Genomic DNA, 15,067 nt, shown 5'->3' on the forward strand with positions numbered 1-15,067 from the left:
TATTCGTCAGGAATTGTGAAGAACGCCACGACGGCGCTGCGAAAGGTTATCTCAACGTGAGACGCGACTGGTCTTTTCCGGCCCCTTCACCAACAGGCTCCCTCGCGTGACGCCAAGTTGGTTGTGGATCCGTTCCTGGCGCCAAACGTCTTTAGAAGCGAGTCGACCCGCCAACGCATCGGCATAAAGATGCACACGCCTCAGCGTCGACTCAGCATCCTCATCCAATAACTCGAGACGAAAAGAGGTCACACCTGCTTTTCTTAAGACGGGGAGAGACTCAACCCCTGTCTGGGCCGTGCCGTTAAACAGGGTGTTGCGGCATCCCAAATCAGCGCGAAGCGGATGTTCAACGCCGCTGCGATCCCTCAATGTCACCGTGTGCGTCTCGCAGGGACGACCGCAATCTGTGTGGTCATGTCCATCGGAAAGGAAGGCGCAAAACAAGCAGTGCTCCATGTGGAACAAGGGCATGTGCTGGTGGAGCGTGATTTCCAGCGCCGATGCATCGACATGGGAGGTCAAATCAAGCAATTGCTGCAAATTGAGGTCGTAACTCGCTGTCAGGCGTTTCAGACCCCAATGCTCGCGATACCAAGACATCGCCAGGGGATTGGCGACGTTCAAAGAGAAATCACCGATACAAGGTGCTAGTGGACACAAGGTTTCCAGTTGATCGGCATTGCGAACCAGAAAGCCATCGGGTCGGGCTCGAATTAAGGGTTCCAAAGTCCACCGTTCATTGGGGCGTGTGACACGGGAACCGGCGAGCCAAATCCCTTCTGGCCAATGCCCACGTGCGATGGCAACGGCTTCACGCAAATCACGCGGATGCTCAAGGTCTGCAACCACCGATCGAATGGGAGCCACTGACGTAGGCAAGTCCTTAAGGGCCTTGAGCTGCTGAAGACTGCGCACGAGCACCACCAAACCTGGCGCCTGTAGATCCACAGGGTTAACAGGGGTGGAAGAGCCCGCCAGGGAGCTGAGCATCGGGACGAGGACGTCATGCACATTCAGCCCACTGTCCAAAGGCACCGCAGGATCTGCCGTTGGGGCCTCCTCAGCTTCTGCGAGAGTTTCAAGCGAATCCAGCAGTTGACGACGCATCCGATTCAGTTCAGCTACGGGCAAGAAGAGATCCCCTTCCAGATGAAGCTCAAGGCGCTCTAACCGCCAAGCCGTGCCCCCAAGCCGTCCCAGTTGCTCAGTCAGTCGCTGGTGATCCAGTGGCCGTTGGCTTGCGACTTGAAGAGGCATCGCGCTTTTCACGCTGAGTCCTGCGGTGCTCGGTTGCAGGACCTCAATCGTTAGGGGCTGATCCACCGCACCAACCACCGCAACCACCAAAGGGGTGGATACGGGCTCGACAACGCGACGGGAGGCTCGTTGCCACTGGGCTTGCCAAGCCGGATCGCTTGTTAGCCATACCGATGCGCCAGCCCTCAGCGCTTCGGTCTCAAGACGGTGCGGTCCTAAACGAAGTTTCAAGCGCTCTCGACCGATCTGCTCACAGGCCATCACACGGCCTCCAATCTCACGGGGTGGAGTTAACGGATCAGACGACAGCACCTCCAAAACAACGCCTTGGCCTGGCCGAATCCGCTCACGACTTCGAATTTGAAGCCATCCCCCCCGCTCAACGCCCAAAAGTTGCCCCACCAACGGCCCTCGCTTCTTGCTCCAACGCCCATGCACCAATTGACGGTGGTTAACCCCCCTCAACCATCCGGTGGACAAACCGCGGGAAAAGGCAAGCTCCAATTGTCTTCGCACCTCGGAAGGGTCGTCTTCCTGCTGATCCAGCCGGTTGCGGTAAGCCTCCGTCACTGCCGCGACATAAGTTGCGTCTTTTAAGCGACCCTCAATCTTGAGACTGGCGATTCCAATGCGCTGCAAATCAGGAAGCAGTTCCCAGGCGGCAAGATCCTGTGGGGACAGCAAATAACGCTGATCTTCAAGGGAATGAGACGTGCCATCCACGACCATTTCATAGGGAAGGCGGCAGGCTTGGGCGCATTCACCACGGTTGGCACTGCGTTGCCCCAACGATTCACTCGTGAGGCACTGGCCCGAGTAGGCCACACACAACGCGCCATGCACAAACACTTCCAAAGGGATTTGCAAATGCCTCTGGGTGAGCTGATTTTGAAGCCGCTCAAGATCCTGCAAAGACAGCTCACGAGCCAAGACAACCCGTTCACAACCCAAAGCAGCGGCTTGGGCCACTCCCGCGGCACTGGTGATCGACATCTGCGTCGAACCATGCAGGGTTAATCGCGGCACCAACCGTTGGGCTAATCGGCAAAGGCCAACGTCTTGAACAATCACCGCATCAACACCGGCTTGATCTGCGGCAAGGAGCAACTGGGCCGCCGACTCCAGCTCATCGCTAAACACCAGCACGTTGAAGGTGAGGAAGCCCCGCACACCGCGCTGATGCAGCCAATGCATTATTTGCGGCAGTTCTTCCAAACGAAAGTTTTCGGCGCGCTGTCTTGCGTTGAAGGCATCAACGCCGAAGTAGACCGCGTCGGCGCCGGATGCAACAGCCGCTTTAAGAGCAGCCCAGTCGCCAGCTGGAGACAACAGCTCAGGAGAATTCACGGGCGAGGACGGGAGTAGCGACGAGCAGCTTCAAATTGACGCAGGGCGTCTGCGGAGCCTTCATATCGCCAATGCCACGGCTCATACATCACCCCTTGATCGTTTCCATCGGGAAACGAGAGAACGAAGTGATAACGAGCAGCGTGATCTTGAAGCCATCGGAAAGCTTGGGTGTTTTGGAATTGCGTGGACAAGTTGGTTTCTTGAGCCTCCCCATCGCCGAGATCGATCGCATAACCAGTGCTGTGTTCGGAATACCCAGGGGGAGCTGAAACCTGCGCACGCTCTTCAGGCGTTTGATTGCGTTCCGATGCCACATCGAAAAAGATTGATTCCTGAAGTGCTTGAGAGCGATATCCGCTGAGCAAACGAAGATCAATGCCATCAGAAATGGCGGCATTCATCATCGAATTCAATGCCGCTGCCGTATCAACATGCAATTCCACGCCGGGTTGAAAAACAATCAGCTCTTCAATTAACGCCTCGCGGTAAGGGAAGTGACCAAGCAACCGACCATCTGCATCGGGCCGTTCACGGAATCCACGAATTTCAAACGGTTCACTTGGGGCCATACCCATCAACAACTGTGGAGCCACCATCACGGCCAGAACACTCCCACCGCCAACGAAAAGACACCCCATCAAGAGACCAAGCCCGCTGTTTTGTTTGCGTTGACGGGGCGGTCGAGAGCGTTGTGCAACGGGAATGTCATCGCGCTCAGAGCGTCGCGCAGAGGATGGCCGAACCACAGCGCTGATGCATGTTGTTTCGATCGTAAGGGTGTAAGCCCGTGCTACCAAGACAAGTTGATTTCTCGGTAGTAGCTTTAAAAAACAGACCAGCGGAGTTTTGCTGAGATGTTGAGAGTCGCAGTGATTGGCGGAGGACCAAGTGGTTCTTGCGCGGCGGAAATTCTCGCGAAGGCTGGGATCGAAACTTGGTTGTTCGAGCGAAAACTGGACAACGCCAAACCCTGTGGTGGTGCCATTCCGCTTTGCATGGTTGAGGAATTCAACCTCCCTGATTCGATCATCGATCGAAAGGTGAGGAACATGAAAATGATTTCCCCCTCCAATCGAGAGGTGGATATTCAGCTCGATCCCCTCGGTTACGACGAAAATGCCTACATCGGTATGTGCCGAAGGGAGGTGTTTGATGCCTTCTTACGGAACCGCGCGGCGGACCTTGGCACCACGTTGATCAATGGCCTGGTGCAAAAAATCGACACCGGCAAAAATCGTCAAGGGCCGTACTGCATCCATTACGCCGACTACAGCGGTGGCGGTCCGACAGGCGAACCTAAAACCCTCGATGTAGATCTGATCGTCGGTGCCGATGGAGCCAACTCACGGGTAGCGAAGGCGATGGACGCCGGTGATTACAACGTGGCGATTGCTTTCCAGGAACGGATCAAACTTCCGCCTGAGGAGATGACCTATTACGAGGATCTCGCCGAGATGTACGTCGGCACAGACGTGTCGCCAGACTTCTATGCCTGGGTGTTCCCGAAATACGACCACGTGGCGGTTGGTACCGGCACGATGCAACAAAACCAAAGCCTGATTAAGGGTTTGCAAAAGGGCATCCGTGAACGCGCCACCAAACGGCTCTTCAAAGGTGAAGTGATCAAGGTTGAAGCTCACCCAATCCCAGAGCATCCACGGCCTCGCCGCGTCGTCGGACGCATGGCTCTTGTGGGTGATGCCGCTGGATACGTCACCAAAAGTTCTGGAGAAGGGATCTACTTCGCTGCCAAAAGTGGCCGGATGTGCGCGGAAGCGATTGTTGAAATCTCCAACAACGGTGCAAACGTCCCAACGGAGAAGCAAATCAAATCCACCTATCTCAAGCGTTGGGATCGAAAATACGGCGCTACTTATGCAGTTCTCGATATCTTGCAGCGCATTTTTTATCGGAACGATGCAGCGCGGGAAGCCTTTGTCGAAATGTGCGACGACAAAGATGTACAACGCCTCACCTTTGACAGCTACCTCTACAAGCGGGTGGTGCTGATGAATCCATGGCAACAGGTGAAACTCACGCTGCGCACCCTGGGAAGTTTGCTCCGTGGAGAAGCGCTTGCTCCTCCGGTTTACAAGCCAGTGCCTTCAGCAGTGGGTCGCTCTGATGGTGATTTTCTCGCAGAGGAAGCCTCCCAACAGATCAAAGCCCAAGCCAAAGAACAAGAGAGTAAAGAAAAAGCCGGAGTGAATTAATTCCAGCTTTCCTCCAACCTCACTGGCGAGGGTCCATCGCTTGATCCGCGGCATCCTTCAGCCGTTCGATTCCCTGCTCCAGGTTCTTGCCTGGGGCAGTTTCTTTTTGGGTGGTTGACCACACATTGATGGCGTAAATCGCCGCACCGGCAATGATCAATGCCGCCACAATGGATCCCAATCCATTTCCACCCTGACGAATCACGACCGGAGCTTGTTGCTGAGAGCCCGTTCCTGATGCGCTCTCTTGATCGGTAATGTCGAAAAAAAATGCAGCAGCTCCTCGTTAGCCTTCCGAAACGCCGCTGCCAACGAAAGCGTCAGCTTTGAATCAACTCGAATTGAGCAAAGACAGCTGCTTGATTGCGTAACACACCGAGCAAATTGAGTCGGTTCATTCGAAGGGCCGGATCATCGGCCATCACCATCACACTCTGGTCACCATCAAAGAACGCCTCAAGTGCCGGTGTGGATTCCACAAGAACGTCACAGAGTTCTTGATAGGCACCACGTTCAGCGAGGGGGTTCAATCGTTCGGTGGCATCGAACAGCCCCTTCTCACTGGCCGACTCAAACCGCGAAGGGTCCACCACTTCAGTGCTGGACAACACATCCAGAGGTAGGTCACCCTTTTCAGCCAACCGAGAAGCACGCTGAACCACCGCTTGCACTGCCGTTAATCGACCCTGATCTCTCAATCCGTGCAGCAGTTGAATACGAACCCGCACATCCAGGGGATCGTGCAACAGACGCGTCGTCGAAACGGTGTCGCCAGCCACCGCCTGAACCAAATCGGCGGCATAACCATCGTCTTCGAGTTGCGATGTAATGCGCTGTCGCAACAAGGCTGAAAGATCGCTGGTCAGTTGGGCTGTGTCCACCGCAAAAGCTGGAAAAAGCTCTCTCCAGGCTTCAACGGCCTTGGCAAGAAAGACATTGAGATCGAGTTTCCAGCCTTGATTCCAAAGAATGAGCAGCACACCGTTGCCCGCCCGACGTAGGGCGTAGGGATCGGATGAGCCAGTGGGGCGTTCCCCTTTAGCGAAAATGCTGAGTAACAGCTCAAATCGCTCAGCCAGGGCCACAACGGCACCAGCATCAGTGCTCGGCAATTCGTCCCCTGCACCCCGGGGTAAGTAGTGCTCCACAACCGCCAGCGCCACATCGCGCGATTCGCCTTCCTCCAGTAGGTATTTGCCTCCCATCAACCCCTGAAGTTCAGGGAATTCACCCACCATCTGACTAACAAGATCGTGCTTGCACAGATGTGCCGCACGACGAGACGCCATAGCAACCGAATCCGACAGCGCAAGGTCTGTTAAGAGCTGGTTTGTGAGGCGCTCAATCCGATCACAACGATCACGAAGACTGCCAAGCCCCTCGGCAAACGTGACGCGGCTTAGAGCCTCACGACGCGTTGCACTGGCCTGACGTCGATCAACCTCGAGGAAAAACTCAGCATCGGCAAGACGGGCCCCTAAGACCCGCTCATTCCCCCGGGTAATCAACGCCGAGGCCTGCTCAAGGCCATTCGCCACCAACAAAAACTCAGGGCGCAGGACCGCCTCGGCCGTTAATCGCAACGGGTCTGGGTCGAGTCCTGGAATCTCCAACGGCACATAGCGCTGATGCGCTTGCATCACGGTGGAAATCACCTCAGGGGGTAATTGCAGAAATCGCTCCGCAATTTGCCCCTGCAAAACCCGGGGATCTTCAACAAGATCAACGAGTTCTTCAAAAAGTCGGTCCGGGCAGTTGGCCTCCCCCTCTGCGGCTTCAGCCCCTTGATCAATCGACGCTCGGATTAGACGAGATCGTTCGTCGCGATCCACCAAAACGCCAGCCTTTTGAAGGGTTTTGACGTACTGATCCGCCGACGCAATACACAACTGTTGGTTGCCATAGAGACGATGGCCGCGGCTGTAGCGGTCGCTTCGAACCACGGGGTCTGCCCCAGGCATCTCCACATTGATCACATCGTCGCCATGGAGCGCTACCAACCAACGAATTGGTCGACTGAAGCGCTGGGTCCCCGTTCCCCATCGCATAAAGCGACGGCCCTGCAGTGCATCAATCCACGTTGGGATTAGCTCGCGAAGCAAGGACACACCGTCGCGCCCTGCCGTCAACACAGTGGCGAAGACACACGGACCTTTGGGTGTATCGCGTTGCTCGAGCTGTGATGCATCGATGCCGCAGCGTTTGGCAAAGCCAATCGCTGCAGGGCCTGGAACACCATCTTTGAAAGCCTGAGCAACCGGAGGACCTTTTCGCTCTTCACGGAGATCGGGTTGACGGTCGTCCAAGTCGGGGATCGACACCACCAATCGGCGTGGGGTTCCAAAGATCGAAATCGATCCATGGCTCAACCGTGCTTCAGCAAGGTCGTGCGGAACCCGTTCTCGGAGTTGGTCGAGCGCTTGACGCGCAAAATCCGCCGGCAATTCTTCAGTGCCGATTTCAAGAAGAAACGTTGTTGTCACGACACGGACATGAGCCAAGCCGACTGTATTGGAAGCCGTTTCGCTACGGTCAGTTAGTAACTCCTGATCTGAGCAAGAGAAGGCTCTGTGGACGTGGCGGAACCTCAAACCAACAGCCTCTCAAAAGCGGAACAGCGCAAGCTCGACAGCGACCATCTGCGCGAGCCGTTGTTGACGGAACTAGGCAACGATGAGGTGCGCTTCAGCGAAGACGCTGTTCAGCTCCTGAAGTTTCATGGCAGCTATCAGCAGCACCACCGAGAACTCAGAAAAACCGACAAGATCCGCAGTTGGCAAATGATGCTGCGGCTTCGCAGCCCTGGTGGTCGAATCCCTGCCCAATTGTTTTTGGCCCTCGATGAGCTCTCCAACCGAATTGGAGATGGAACCCTTCGGGCCACAACCCGTCAGGCCTTCCAGATGCACGGGATTCCTAAAGCCGATCTGAAAGAGGTAATCGGCACCATCGTGCGCAACTTGGGATCCACCCTTGCTGCCTGTGGCGACATCAACAGAAATGTGATGGCTCCCCCTGCCCCCTATGAAAAAGGTGGTTATCCAGCTGCCCGGCAGTTAGCTGACGAGATTGCCGACCTGCTGAGCCCAGAAGCAGCTGAAGGGTCGTATCTCGACCTTTGGGTGGATGGCGACCTCAGCTATCGCTTCAAACCATCCAAGGCGGTCAACCAGGCGCGACAACGCCAATCGGAAGGCGGGGTCTACTCCGGAAGTGAGGCTGAACCTCTCTACGGCGACACCTACCTGCCAAGAAAATTCAAAGTTGGCGTCACAGTGCCCGGCGACAACTCCATCGATCTCCTCACGCAAGACATCGGATTGGTGGTCTTCACCCATCCGTCTGGAGAATTAAAAGGTTGCAATGTTTATGTGGGCGGTGGCATGGGTCGCACCCACAACAAGGAAGAAACGTTCGCTCGCATCGCTGATCCCCTCGGATACGTTGCAGCAGAACACGTCTTAGACGTGGTTCAGTCGATCCTCGCGCTACAGCGAGACCATGGCGACCGGGTCATCCGACCCCACGCTCGGATGAAATATTTGCTGCACGACAAAGGAATTCAATGGTTCCGCCAGACGTTGCAGCGGGATTATTTCAAGGGTGAGCTCACAGGACTCCGCAATGAACCCAAACCCAAACTCCTTGACTATTTGGGTTGGCACCGTCAGCGGGCTGGGCTCTGGTTTGTAGGACTACCTCTGCTATGCGGTCGGTTGGAAGGGAAGCTCAAGCAAGGGCTACGGCAGCTCGTTGAGACATATCAACTGGAAATCAGGCTCACGGCAAACCAAGATCTGTTGCTCTGCAACATCGGAACCGCACAACGCGCTGGGATTCGATCGGCTTTGGCTGAGCTTGGCTTTGATGTACCCGAGTCGCCGGCACCCTTGGCCCGTCATGCGATTGCCTGTCCAGCACTGCCGACATGCGGTTTAGCTATTACCGAATCCGAGCGGATTCTTCCCGATGTGTTGGATCGACTCGATGCCCAGCTCAGACGTCTGGAGATTGAAAAATCCGTGCTGGTGCGGATGACTGGCTGCCCCAATGGTTGTGCACGCCCATATATGGCTGAGCTTGCTTTGGTGGGAAATGGGGTGAATCAATACCAGCTCTGGCTGGGCGGCACCCCGAATTTGCAAAATCTGGCGCGCCCTTACGTGGAGAAGCTTCCACTCAAGGATCTAGAGCAAACCATTGAGCCACTGTTGCTGAGCTGGAAAGCAGCTGGTGGGAGACGGAGCTTTGGAGATCACATCAACAAACTTGGCGATCAGGGGGTTGCTGAATTGCTTCCTGCTTCCGAATAGATCGCTGCTTCGGCGCCACTCCGCCAAGCCCACAATTGGTCTCCATAGGAATAGTGCCACCATTCATTTGGGTGTTGAGCAAACCCGGCAGACGCCATCACCGTGCGCAAAAGTTCTCGCCGTTGATGAAACAGCTGCTCCGCTGGATCGGATGTATTGGCGAAGTAATCAGGTTCTGAAACAACTCCAATGGCATCAATCGGTGAGCCCATCGCCAGCAGCTCGCCAGCATCGGTTGCAAGGGTGAGATCCACAGCAGCGCCCGTGCTGTGGGGGGGAGGGGTCTGAGGATTTCGACTCGGTGGAGCCCAAAAGCGCCCAACTTCAGATTCCACAGTCTGCAAGTCAGCTTCTTGACGAGGATCCTCGCGATCGACACCCCGTTCTCGGCATAGCTGATCGATGGTGTAGTTCACCATGAAGGCCTGAACGCTGATCGGTCTCCATGCATCGAAGATTGCGAAACAGAGCTCAGGGGCACGTTGACGCAATAGATCCTGCGCCTTAAGTAAGCGCCTGACGACACCGGATCGCAAACGAAACGGGTCCTTCCCTTGGCCATAGGGAGCTCCGACAGACGCATAGGGATGCGGTTCAATCCGAAGCAATTGCGGCGGTAGATATTCCAATGATTCCAAGCAATCTTGGATCGGACGATCACTCCAAGGACGCATTGGCTGAAGATTTGGGGATTGGGATGTCCAAGGTTGAGTAAAACCAGTGAACGATATTTAATTCAATGGTGTGCCACCACTGAGGCGACGTTGTTGATCATCGAGCAAGGCTCGAAGTTTGGGGCAACGTTCAAGATTTGGATCATCGCGGAGTAGATCCTGGGCTGCAGTCCGAGCATCCTCCAAAACCGCCGCATCATCGGCGAGGCTCGCCAAGGCCAAATCTGGCAAACCGGATTGGCGCGTTCCCAGTACCTGTCCAGGACCACGCAACCTCAGATCCATTTCAGCAATTTCAAATCCATCGGTGGATCGCACCAAAACATCGAGCCGTTGACGGGCCAAAGGATTGGAACTGCCATTGATCAATAGGCAGTGGGAGGCAGCCGCCCCACGACCCACCCGTCCACGCAACTGGTGGAGTTGCGCCAGACCAAACCGCTCCGCGTGGTCGATCATCATCACGCTCGCCTCAGGAACATCCACCCCCACTTCCACGACCGTTGTTGACACCAGCACCTGACAGGCACCCGACGAGAACGAAGAGAGCACTTCTTGTTTTTCCACACTGCTTAACCGACCGTGCAGTAACCCAACCTGCAGATCTGGGAACACCTCCGACACCAACTCGGCATGCACTTCAACCGCTGAACGCAATTCCAATTTCTCGGATTCCTCCACCAGTGGCAGCACCACATAGGCGCGCTGACCTTTCGACACTTCGTCCCGGATCAAGGCATAGGCCTTCTCCCGTTGTCCGGCGGACAGCATTGCCGTTTTGATCGGCGTTCGTCCTGGCGGTAATTCATCAATTTGGCTCACATCTAAATCACCATGGACAGACAGTGCCAAGGTTCTGGGAATTGGAGTCGCCGTCATCGTGAGCAGATGCGGCTGCAGACCTTTGTTCAACAATCGGTCCCGTTGATGAACGCCAAAGCGATGTTGCTCATCAACCACCACAAGTCCCAAGCGTTCAAACACCACGGGATCCTCCAAAAGAGCGTGGGTGCCCACCAATAATTTCAACGAGCCACTGGCCAGGTCGTCGAGGAGCTGACGCCGACGCGGACGTGGCGTTGAGCCCGTGAGCAGTTCAACCGTGATGTGAAGTTGAGGAAACCAGTGACACAGATTGCGATGGTGCTGCTCGGCCAAGACTTCGGTAGGTGCCATCAAGGCGCCCTGCCACCCAGACGCGATGGTGCTGAGTAGGGCCGCAATCGCAACGACCGTTTTTCCAGAGCCCACATCGCCTTGGACCAGACGTGCCATGGGTTTCGACTGGGCCAAATCAGCTTCGATTTCGCGCAACACCCGCTGTTGGGCATCAGTGAACTGGAACGACAGCAAATCCTTGAAATCCTGCACAAGTCCCTGACTGGAGGGGAGAAGGCCAAGCTCAGGACCAGGGCGTGAGCGCAACGCCTGGCGGCGCCTCAACAAACCCAGTTGCAACAGCAGAAACTCATCAAAGACCAAACGATGACGACCACGGTCCAGCGTGGTCCGATCCTTTGGAGCATGGAGCGCCTTCAATGCCTCTGAAACCGACAAAAGACCAAACGTCTTCCGTAGTGGCTCAGGCAGAGGTTCGATCCATTGCTCTGTAAGGGGCAACACCTGCTCAATCAGGCTTCTAAAGCGATCGGCCCCCACGCCCTCCGTAAGGGCATACACCGGAAGCAGGCGTCCAATGCTTGCCGACTTGACCGGTGAGGTGGGGTTCTCGAGAACCTCAATCAACGGATCCTGAAACGACAGCCCATAGGCACCGTCTTTGACAAGACCGCTCACAGCCACGCTGGCTCCAGCTGGATACAGGCGTTGTTGGCCTTTGAGGTAGGCCTGCGAACTAAAACGTTTCCCCGCGAGAAAACGCGTCACCTTCAGCCGTCCTGTCGGGTCCTGCAACTGGAGTTCAAGAATGGCGAGGTTGGGATTGCGCGGGCTCACAAAGCCATTACAACGGCGAATCGTGGCCACGATGGTTGCTGTTTCCCCTGCCACTAAGGCCTCAATTCGTCGCATCGCCGAGTAATCGACATGGTCGCGGGGGTAATGACGCAACAGATCTTTCACCAGCAACAAATTGAGTGAGGCCAAGCGACTGGCCAACTTCGGTCCCACCCCTTTGATGCGAGTGATCGGACTCTCAAGATCAAGGCTGGGACCTTCTCTTGAATGTGACCCGGAAGCGGTTGGCAGTTTTAAGCGCGGTGGTGCCATCGGAGCCGATGGTTCCAAGCGATGGCGTAACTCGTACAACCACTGACGGGCGTCACTGACGAGCCGACGACGGGCGGCATCTGTGAGCTGCGGATACTTATCAAAGGAGTCGCGCAACCGGTCCATCCGTTCCACAGCGCCACGGGGCATCGGTATCGACGGAGGTGCCGACAACTGTTGCGATAAGAACTCGTGAAATCGCTGTTGTCGTCCTTGGAGATTTTGAAAACCGCGATCCACCTCCAAACCCAACGACTGCTGCAGTGGTCGCAGCCAGCCAAGGAACAGAGCTAGCTGAGCGCTCGTCAGTCCCCGGTCGGCATTGATCTCGAGTCGCGTGCCGTCGAATCGAGTGGAGTCGAATCGGGTGGAGTCTGCCAATGGGTCCGGGCCTCGCGATCCAGGGAGCGACGCTCCCAGTGACGTTGCTGTCCGACCATTTTGGTCAAATCGTGATGGTGTTGGCGTAAACGGTTGCGGCAACGGCGCAACCGATGACTATCAAATTCCAACTCACTCGTGCGAATCAAAATCGAAAACACATCCATTCCTGGCTCAAGCTCACCCATGGCCAATGGCATCCGAATGCGTAAAACATTGCTAGCCGTTGGCTGGGTTTCCATTTGTCCGCGCTGAACGGCCTCCAACAGGGTGATGGGCAGAAGGGCTTGCGCTAGCCCCGCTCTCAACATTTGAACATTGACGGCGTGGGACAAATTGCGCAGACGCCGAGAGAGGGCCAAATCCATGGATTGCATCCAATGGAGCAAGGCATCAGGACGTGTCGGGAGCAAATGATCGTCCCCTTCCGACGATGGACTGCTCGGTGCATCAAGCATCCAATCCTCAACATGCCCTGACGGTTGCATGACATCACCAGCCAGCTGGAATAACGATTGCAAGACGTCGAGATCAGAACTCTGCTGTTGGTCGTCCTCGTCCCCAGGCATGACGGCCTCTGACTCATCGCTGGCTTCGCTCTGAGGTTGATCAGAAGGGTTCATCGGTGCCACAGGAGGAGAGCCCAGTGGAGACGCCAAACTCAAATGAACGGATCCTGCAGGATCGGCTCGATTCAACCGCGGCGGGTCAGTTTGATCCTGTTGTGTAGCTGTTTTGGTCTCCTGAATATTTTTGGAGAGTCCTTGCAACATCTCACGACTGGCATGCGCCTGTTGACGACGCTGTTCATCGTTCATCTGGGTGACGAGATGCATAAGTTGCTCCACCGTGAGTAAAACGGAGCACCGCTTGGTTAAGTCCTGCACCGCCGCGTGAAAACGGCTCCGTTCGATGCCACTTAGGCGACTAAACCTTGCCGGATCAACCTCACTCAACAAACTAAATAGCGCCTGGCGTGTGGCAGCTTGCACTTCGTCGCGCAACACCTGCAGATAAAGCGCTTGATCCCGATAGATGGCAACCGATCTGAGCCGGCACTGCCGTTGAAGGCGTGCCAGCTGTTCTGATGGGTCGTAGGCGGACTTGATGTCCGGAACAGACACCGGGATCAGCCGGCGTTCTGCATGGACGCCACTTCCGCGGCGAAGTCGTTGTCTTCGACTTCAATACCCTCGCCGAGGGTGTAACGGGTGAATCGACGCACTTTGACGTTCTCACCAATCTTGCCGGCGGCCTGCTTGACCAATTCAGCGACGGTGATGGAACTGTCTTTAATGAAAGGCTGCTCCATCAGAGCCAGCTCTTTTAAGCGCTTGGCAATACGACCCTCAACGATCTTTTCCTTCATCTTCTCGGGCTTGCCTTCTAGGTCGTCCCGACCCATTTCAATCGCTTTCTCGCGCTCGCTGATCTCCGGTGGGATCTCATCGGTGGTGACGTATTCCACGTTTGGACATGCTGCGACTTGCATCGACACATCCCGAAGCAGCTCTTGGAACATGTCGCCACGGGCGACAAAGTCTGTTTCGCAGTTGATTTCGATCAACACTCCCACACGAGCACCGGTGTGGATGTAGCTCCCGATCGATCCCTCTGCGGCGGTCCTTCCAGATTTCTTCTCAGCGCTGGCAATGCCCTTTTGGCGCAGCCACTCGACAGCCTTGTCGGTATCACCGTCTGTTGCTGCAAGAGCCTTCTTGCAGTCCATCATTCCCGCGCCTGTCTTGTCGCGCAGTTCTTTGACAAGCTTTGCGGTTACGGCAGCCATCGGATTTAAGGGAGATAAAAAGGAAACATGAATCGCCACCAATCTGCAAGGCAGATCGGCGGCGAGAACTTAGCGGACGAAAGGCTTAACCCTCGTAATCGTCTCCGCCTCTTTGCTCATTAGAGCCATGGCGGCCTTCATTGATCGCATCAGCCAAGCGACCAAGAACGAGTTGAACAGATCGGACTGCATCGTCGTTGCAAGGGATCGGCACCTCACAGAGATCGGGATCGCAATTGGTATCCAACATCGACACCAACGGGATGTCCAGTTTGCGGGCTTCGAGCACGGCGTTGGATTCCCGACGCTGGTCAACCAAAACAACAACGTCAGGAAGACGACGCATGGTCTTCAGACCACCGAGGTATTTCTGAAGACGCTCAAGTTCCCGACGGAGAACAGCTCCCTCTTTTTTAGGGCGCATCGCAATGGCACCACTGGATTCCATGCGTTCGAGGTCTTTCAGACGATCGATACGCGCTTTCATCGTGGTCCAGTTGGTGAGCATGCCGCCCAACCAACGCTGGTTGACATAGGCCGCGCCACAACGGGCAGCTTCCAAAGCAACCACCTCAGAGGCCTGCTTTTTGGTACCAACGAACAGAAAACGTTTGCCGCTACGCGCTGCAGAGCGGGTCCACTTGTATGCATTGTTCATGCATACGGCGGTTTTAACCAAATCAATGATGTGGACACCATTGCGCGCGCAATAGATGTAGCGCGACATCTTGGGGTTCCAACGACGGGTTTGGTGCCCAAAGTGGGCACCCGCCTCCATCATTTCGGAGAGAGTGACAACAGCCATGGTTTAAGGGTTTCGGGTTCGCCTCCACCTGCCAGGGACTGAACAATCACGAC

The 15,067-nt window shown here is 55.7% G+C and carries 11 protein-coding genes; 2 read left to right on the forward strand and 9 right to left on the reverse strand.

Annotated elements, in window-relative coordinates:
• Positions 1-51: 51 nt before the first annotated feature.
• Entirely contained in the window at positions 52-2,607 is a 2,556-nt protein-coding gene (locus tag SYNCC9902_RS06205; protein WP_011360028.1) for a peptidase U32 family protein, read from the reverse strand.
• Entirely contained in the window at positions 2,604-3,356 is a 753-nt protein-coding gene (locus tag SYNCC9902_RS06210; RefSeq protein WP_041425412.1) for a M15 family metallopeptidase, read from the reverse strand. The genes SYNCC9902_RS06205 and SYNCC9902_RS06210 overlap by 4 nt, the downstream gene beginning before the upstream one ends.
• 108 nt (positions 3,357-3,464) lie before the next feature.
• Here SYNCC9902_RS06210 and chlP point away from each other — a divergent pair, with 108 nt between their 5' ends.
• On the forward strand, positions 3,465-4,823 hold the full coding sequence (chlP, locus tag SYNCC9902_RS06215) for a geranylgeranyl reductase (RefSeq protein WP_011360030.1): 1,359 nt from the start codon (positions 3,465-3,467) through the stop codon (positions 4,821-4,823).
• 19 nt (positions 4,824-4,842) lie between these two features.
• Here chlP and SYNCC9902_RS06220 read toward each other — a convergent pair whose 3' ends face one another.
• Positions 4,843-5,028, reverse strand: coding sequence for a hypothetical protein (locus SYNCC9902_RS06220; RefSeq protein WP_011360031.1), 186 nt, complete (start codon positions 5,026-5,028; stop codon positions 4,843-4,845).
• A gap of 115 nt (positions 5,029-5,143) precedes the next feature.
• Positions 5,144-7,306, reverse strand: a complete 2,163-nt coding sequence (gene glyS, locus SYNCC9902_RS06225; RefSeq protein ID WP_011360032.1) for a glycine--tRNA ligase subunit beta — start codon at positions 7,304-7,306, stop codon at positions 5,144-5,146.
• 87 nt (positions 7,307-7,393) lie between these two features.
• On the opposite strand from glyS, the gene SYNCC9902_RS06230 reads away from it, so the two are divergent.
• On the forward strand, positions 7,394-9,136 hold the full coding sequence (locus tag SYNCC9902_RS06230; RefSeq protein WP_011360033.1) for an NADPH-dependent assimilatory sulfite reductase hemoprotein subunit: 1,743 nt from the start codon (positions 7,394-7,396) through the stop codon (positions 9,134-9,136).
• On the opposite strand, the gene SYNCC9902_RS06235 is transcribed toward SYNCC9902_RS06230, so the two are convergent.
• From SYNCC9902_RS06235 to rpsB, 5 genes are all read right to left on the reverse strand, one after another.
• Complete coding sequence (locus tag SYNCC9902_RS06235; RefSeq protein ID WP_011360034.1) at positions 9,100-9,810, reverse strand: M15 family metallopeptidase; 711 nt, start codon at positions 9,808-9,810, stop codon at positions 9,100-9,102. The two genes, SYNCC9902_RS06230 and SYNCC9902_RS06235, sit on opposite strands and share 37 nt — an antisense overlap.
• A gap of 57 nt (positions 9,811-9,867) precedes the next feature.
• The gene (gene recG, locus SYNCC9902_RS06240) at positions 9,868-12,366 is read right to left on the reverse strand and encodes an ATP-dependent DNA helicase RecG (protein ID WP_049749484.1); all 2,499 of its coding nucleotides are present in this window, start codon (positions 12,364-12,366) and stop codon (positions 9,868-9,870) included.
• Entirely contained in the window at positions 12,345-13,544 is a 1,200-nt protein-coding gene (locus SYNCC9902_RS06245) for a hypothetical protein (protein WP_011360036.1), read from the reverse strand. Before SYNCC9902_RS06245 ends, recG begins: the two co-directional genes overlap by 22 nt.
• 5 nt (positions 13,545-13,549) lie before the next feature.
• Positions 13,550-14,209 carry a translation elongation factor Ts gene (gene tsf, locus SYNCC9902_RS06250; RefSeq protein ID WP_011360037.1) on the reverse strand — a complete coding sequence of 220 codons (660 nt, stop codon included), beginning with the start codon at positions 14,207-14,209 and terminating at the stop codon, positions 13,550-13,552.
• Positions 14,210-14,294: 85 nt separating this feature from the next.
• Positions 14,295-15,014, reverse strand: a complete 720-nt coding sequence (gene rpsB / locus SYNCC9902_RS06255) for a 30S ribosomal protein S2 (RefSeq protein WP_009789902.1) — start codon at positions 15,012-15,014, stop codon at positions 14,295-14,297.
• Positions 15,015-15,067 lie beyond the last annotated feature (53 nt).

The sequence above is a fragment of the Synechococcus sp. CC9902 genome, assembly GCF_000012505.1.
Lineage (GTDB): Bacteria > Cyanobacteriota > Cyanobacteriia > PCC-6307 > Cyanobiaceae > Parasynechococcus.

Excerpts from the sequence above, each read along its gene's own strand:
- chlP (WP_011360030.1), top strand. The coding sequence starts at position 3,465 with ATGTTGAGAGTCGCAGTGATTGGCGGAGGACCAAGTGGTTCTTGCGCG.
- SYNCC9902_RS06235 (WP_011360034.1), bottom strand. The coding sequence starts at position 9,810 with ATGCGTCCTTGGAGTGATCGTCCGATCCAAGATTGCTTGGAATCATTG.
- tsf (WP_011360037.1), bottom strand. The coding sequence starts at position 14,209 with ATGGCTGCCGTAACCGCAAAGCTTGTCAAAGAACTGCGCGACAAGACA.
- rpsB (WP_009789902.1), bottom strand. The coding sequence starts at position 15,014 with ATGGCTGTTGTCACTCTCTCCGAAATGATGGAGGCGGGTGCCCACTTT.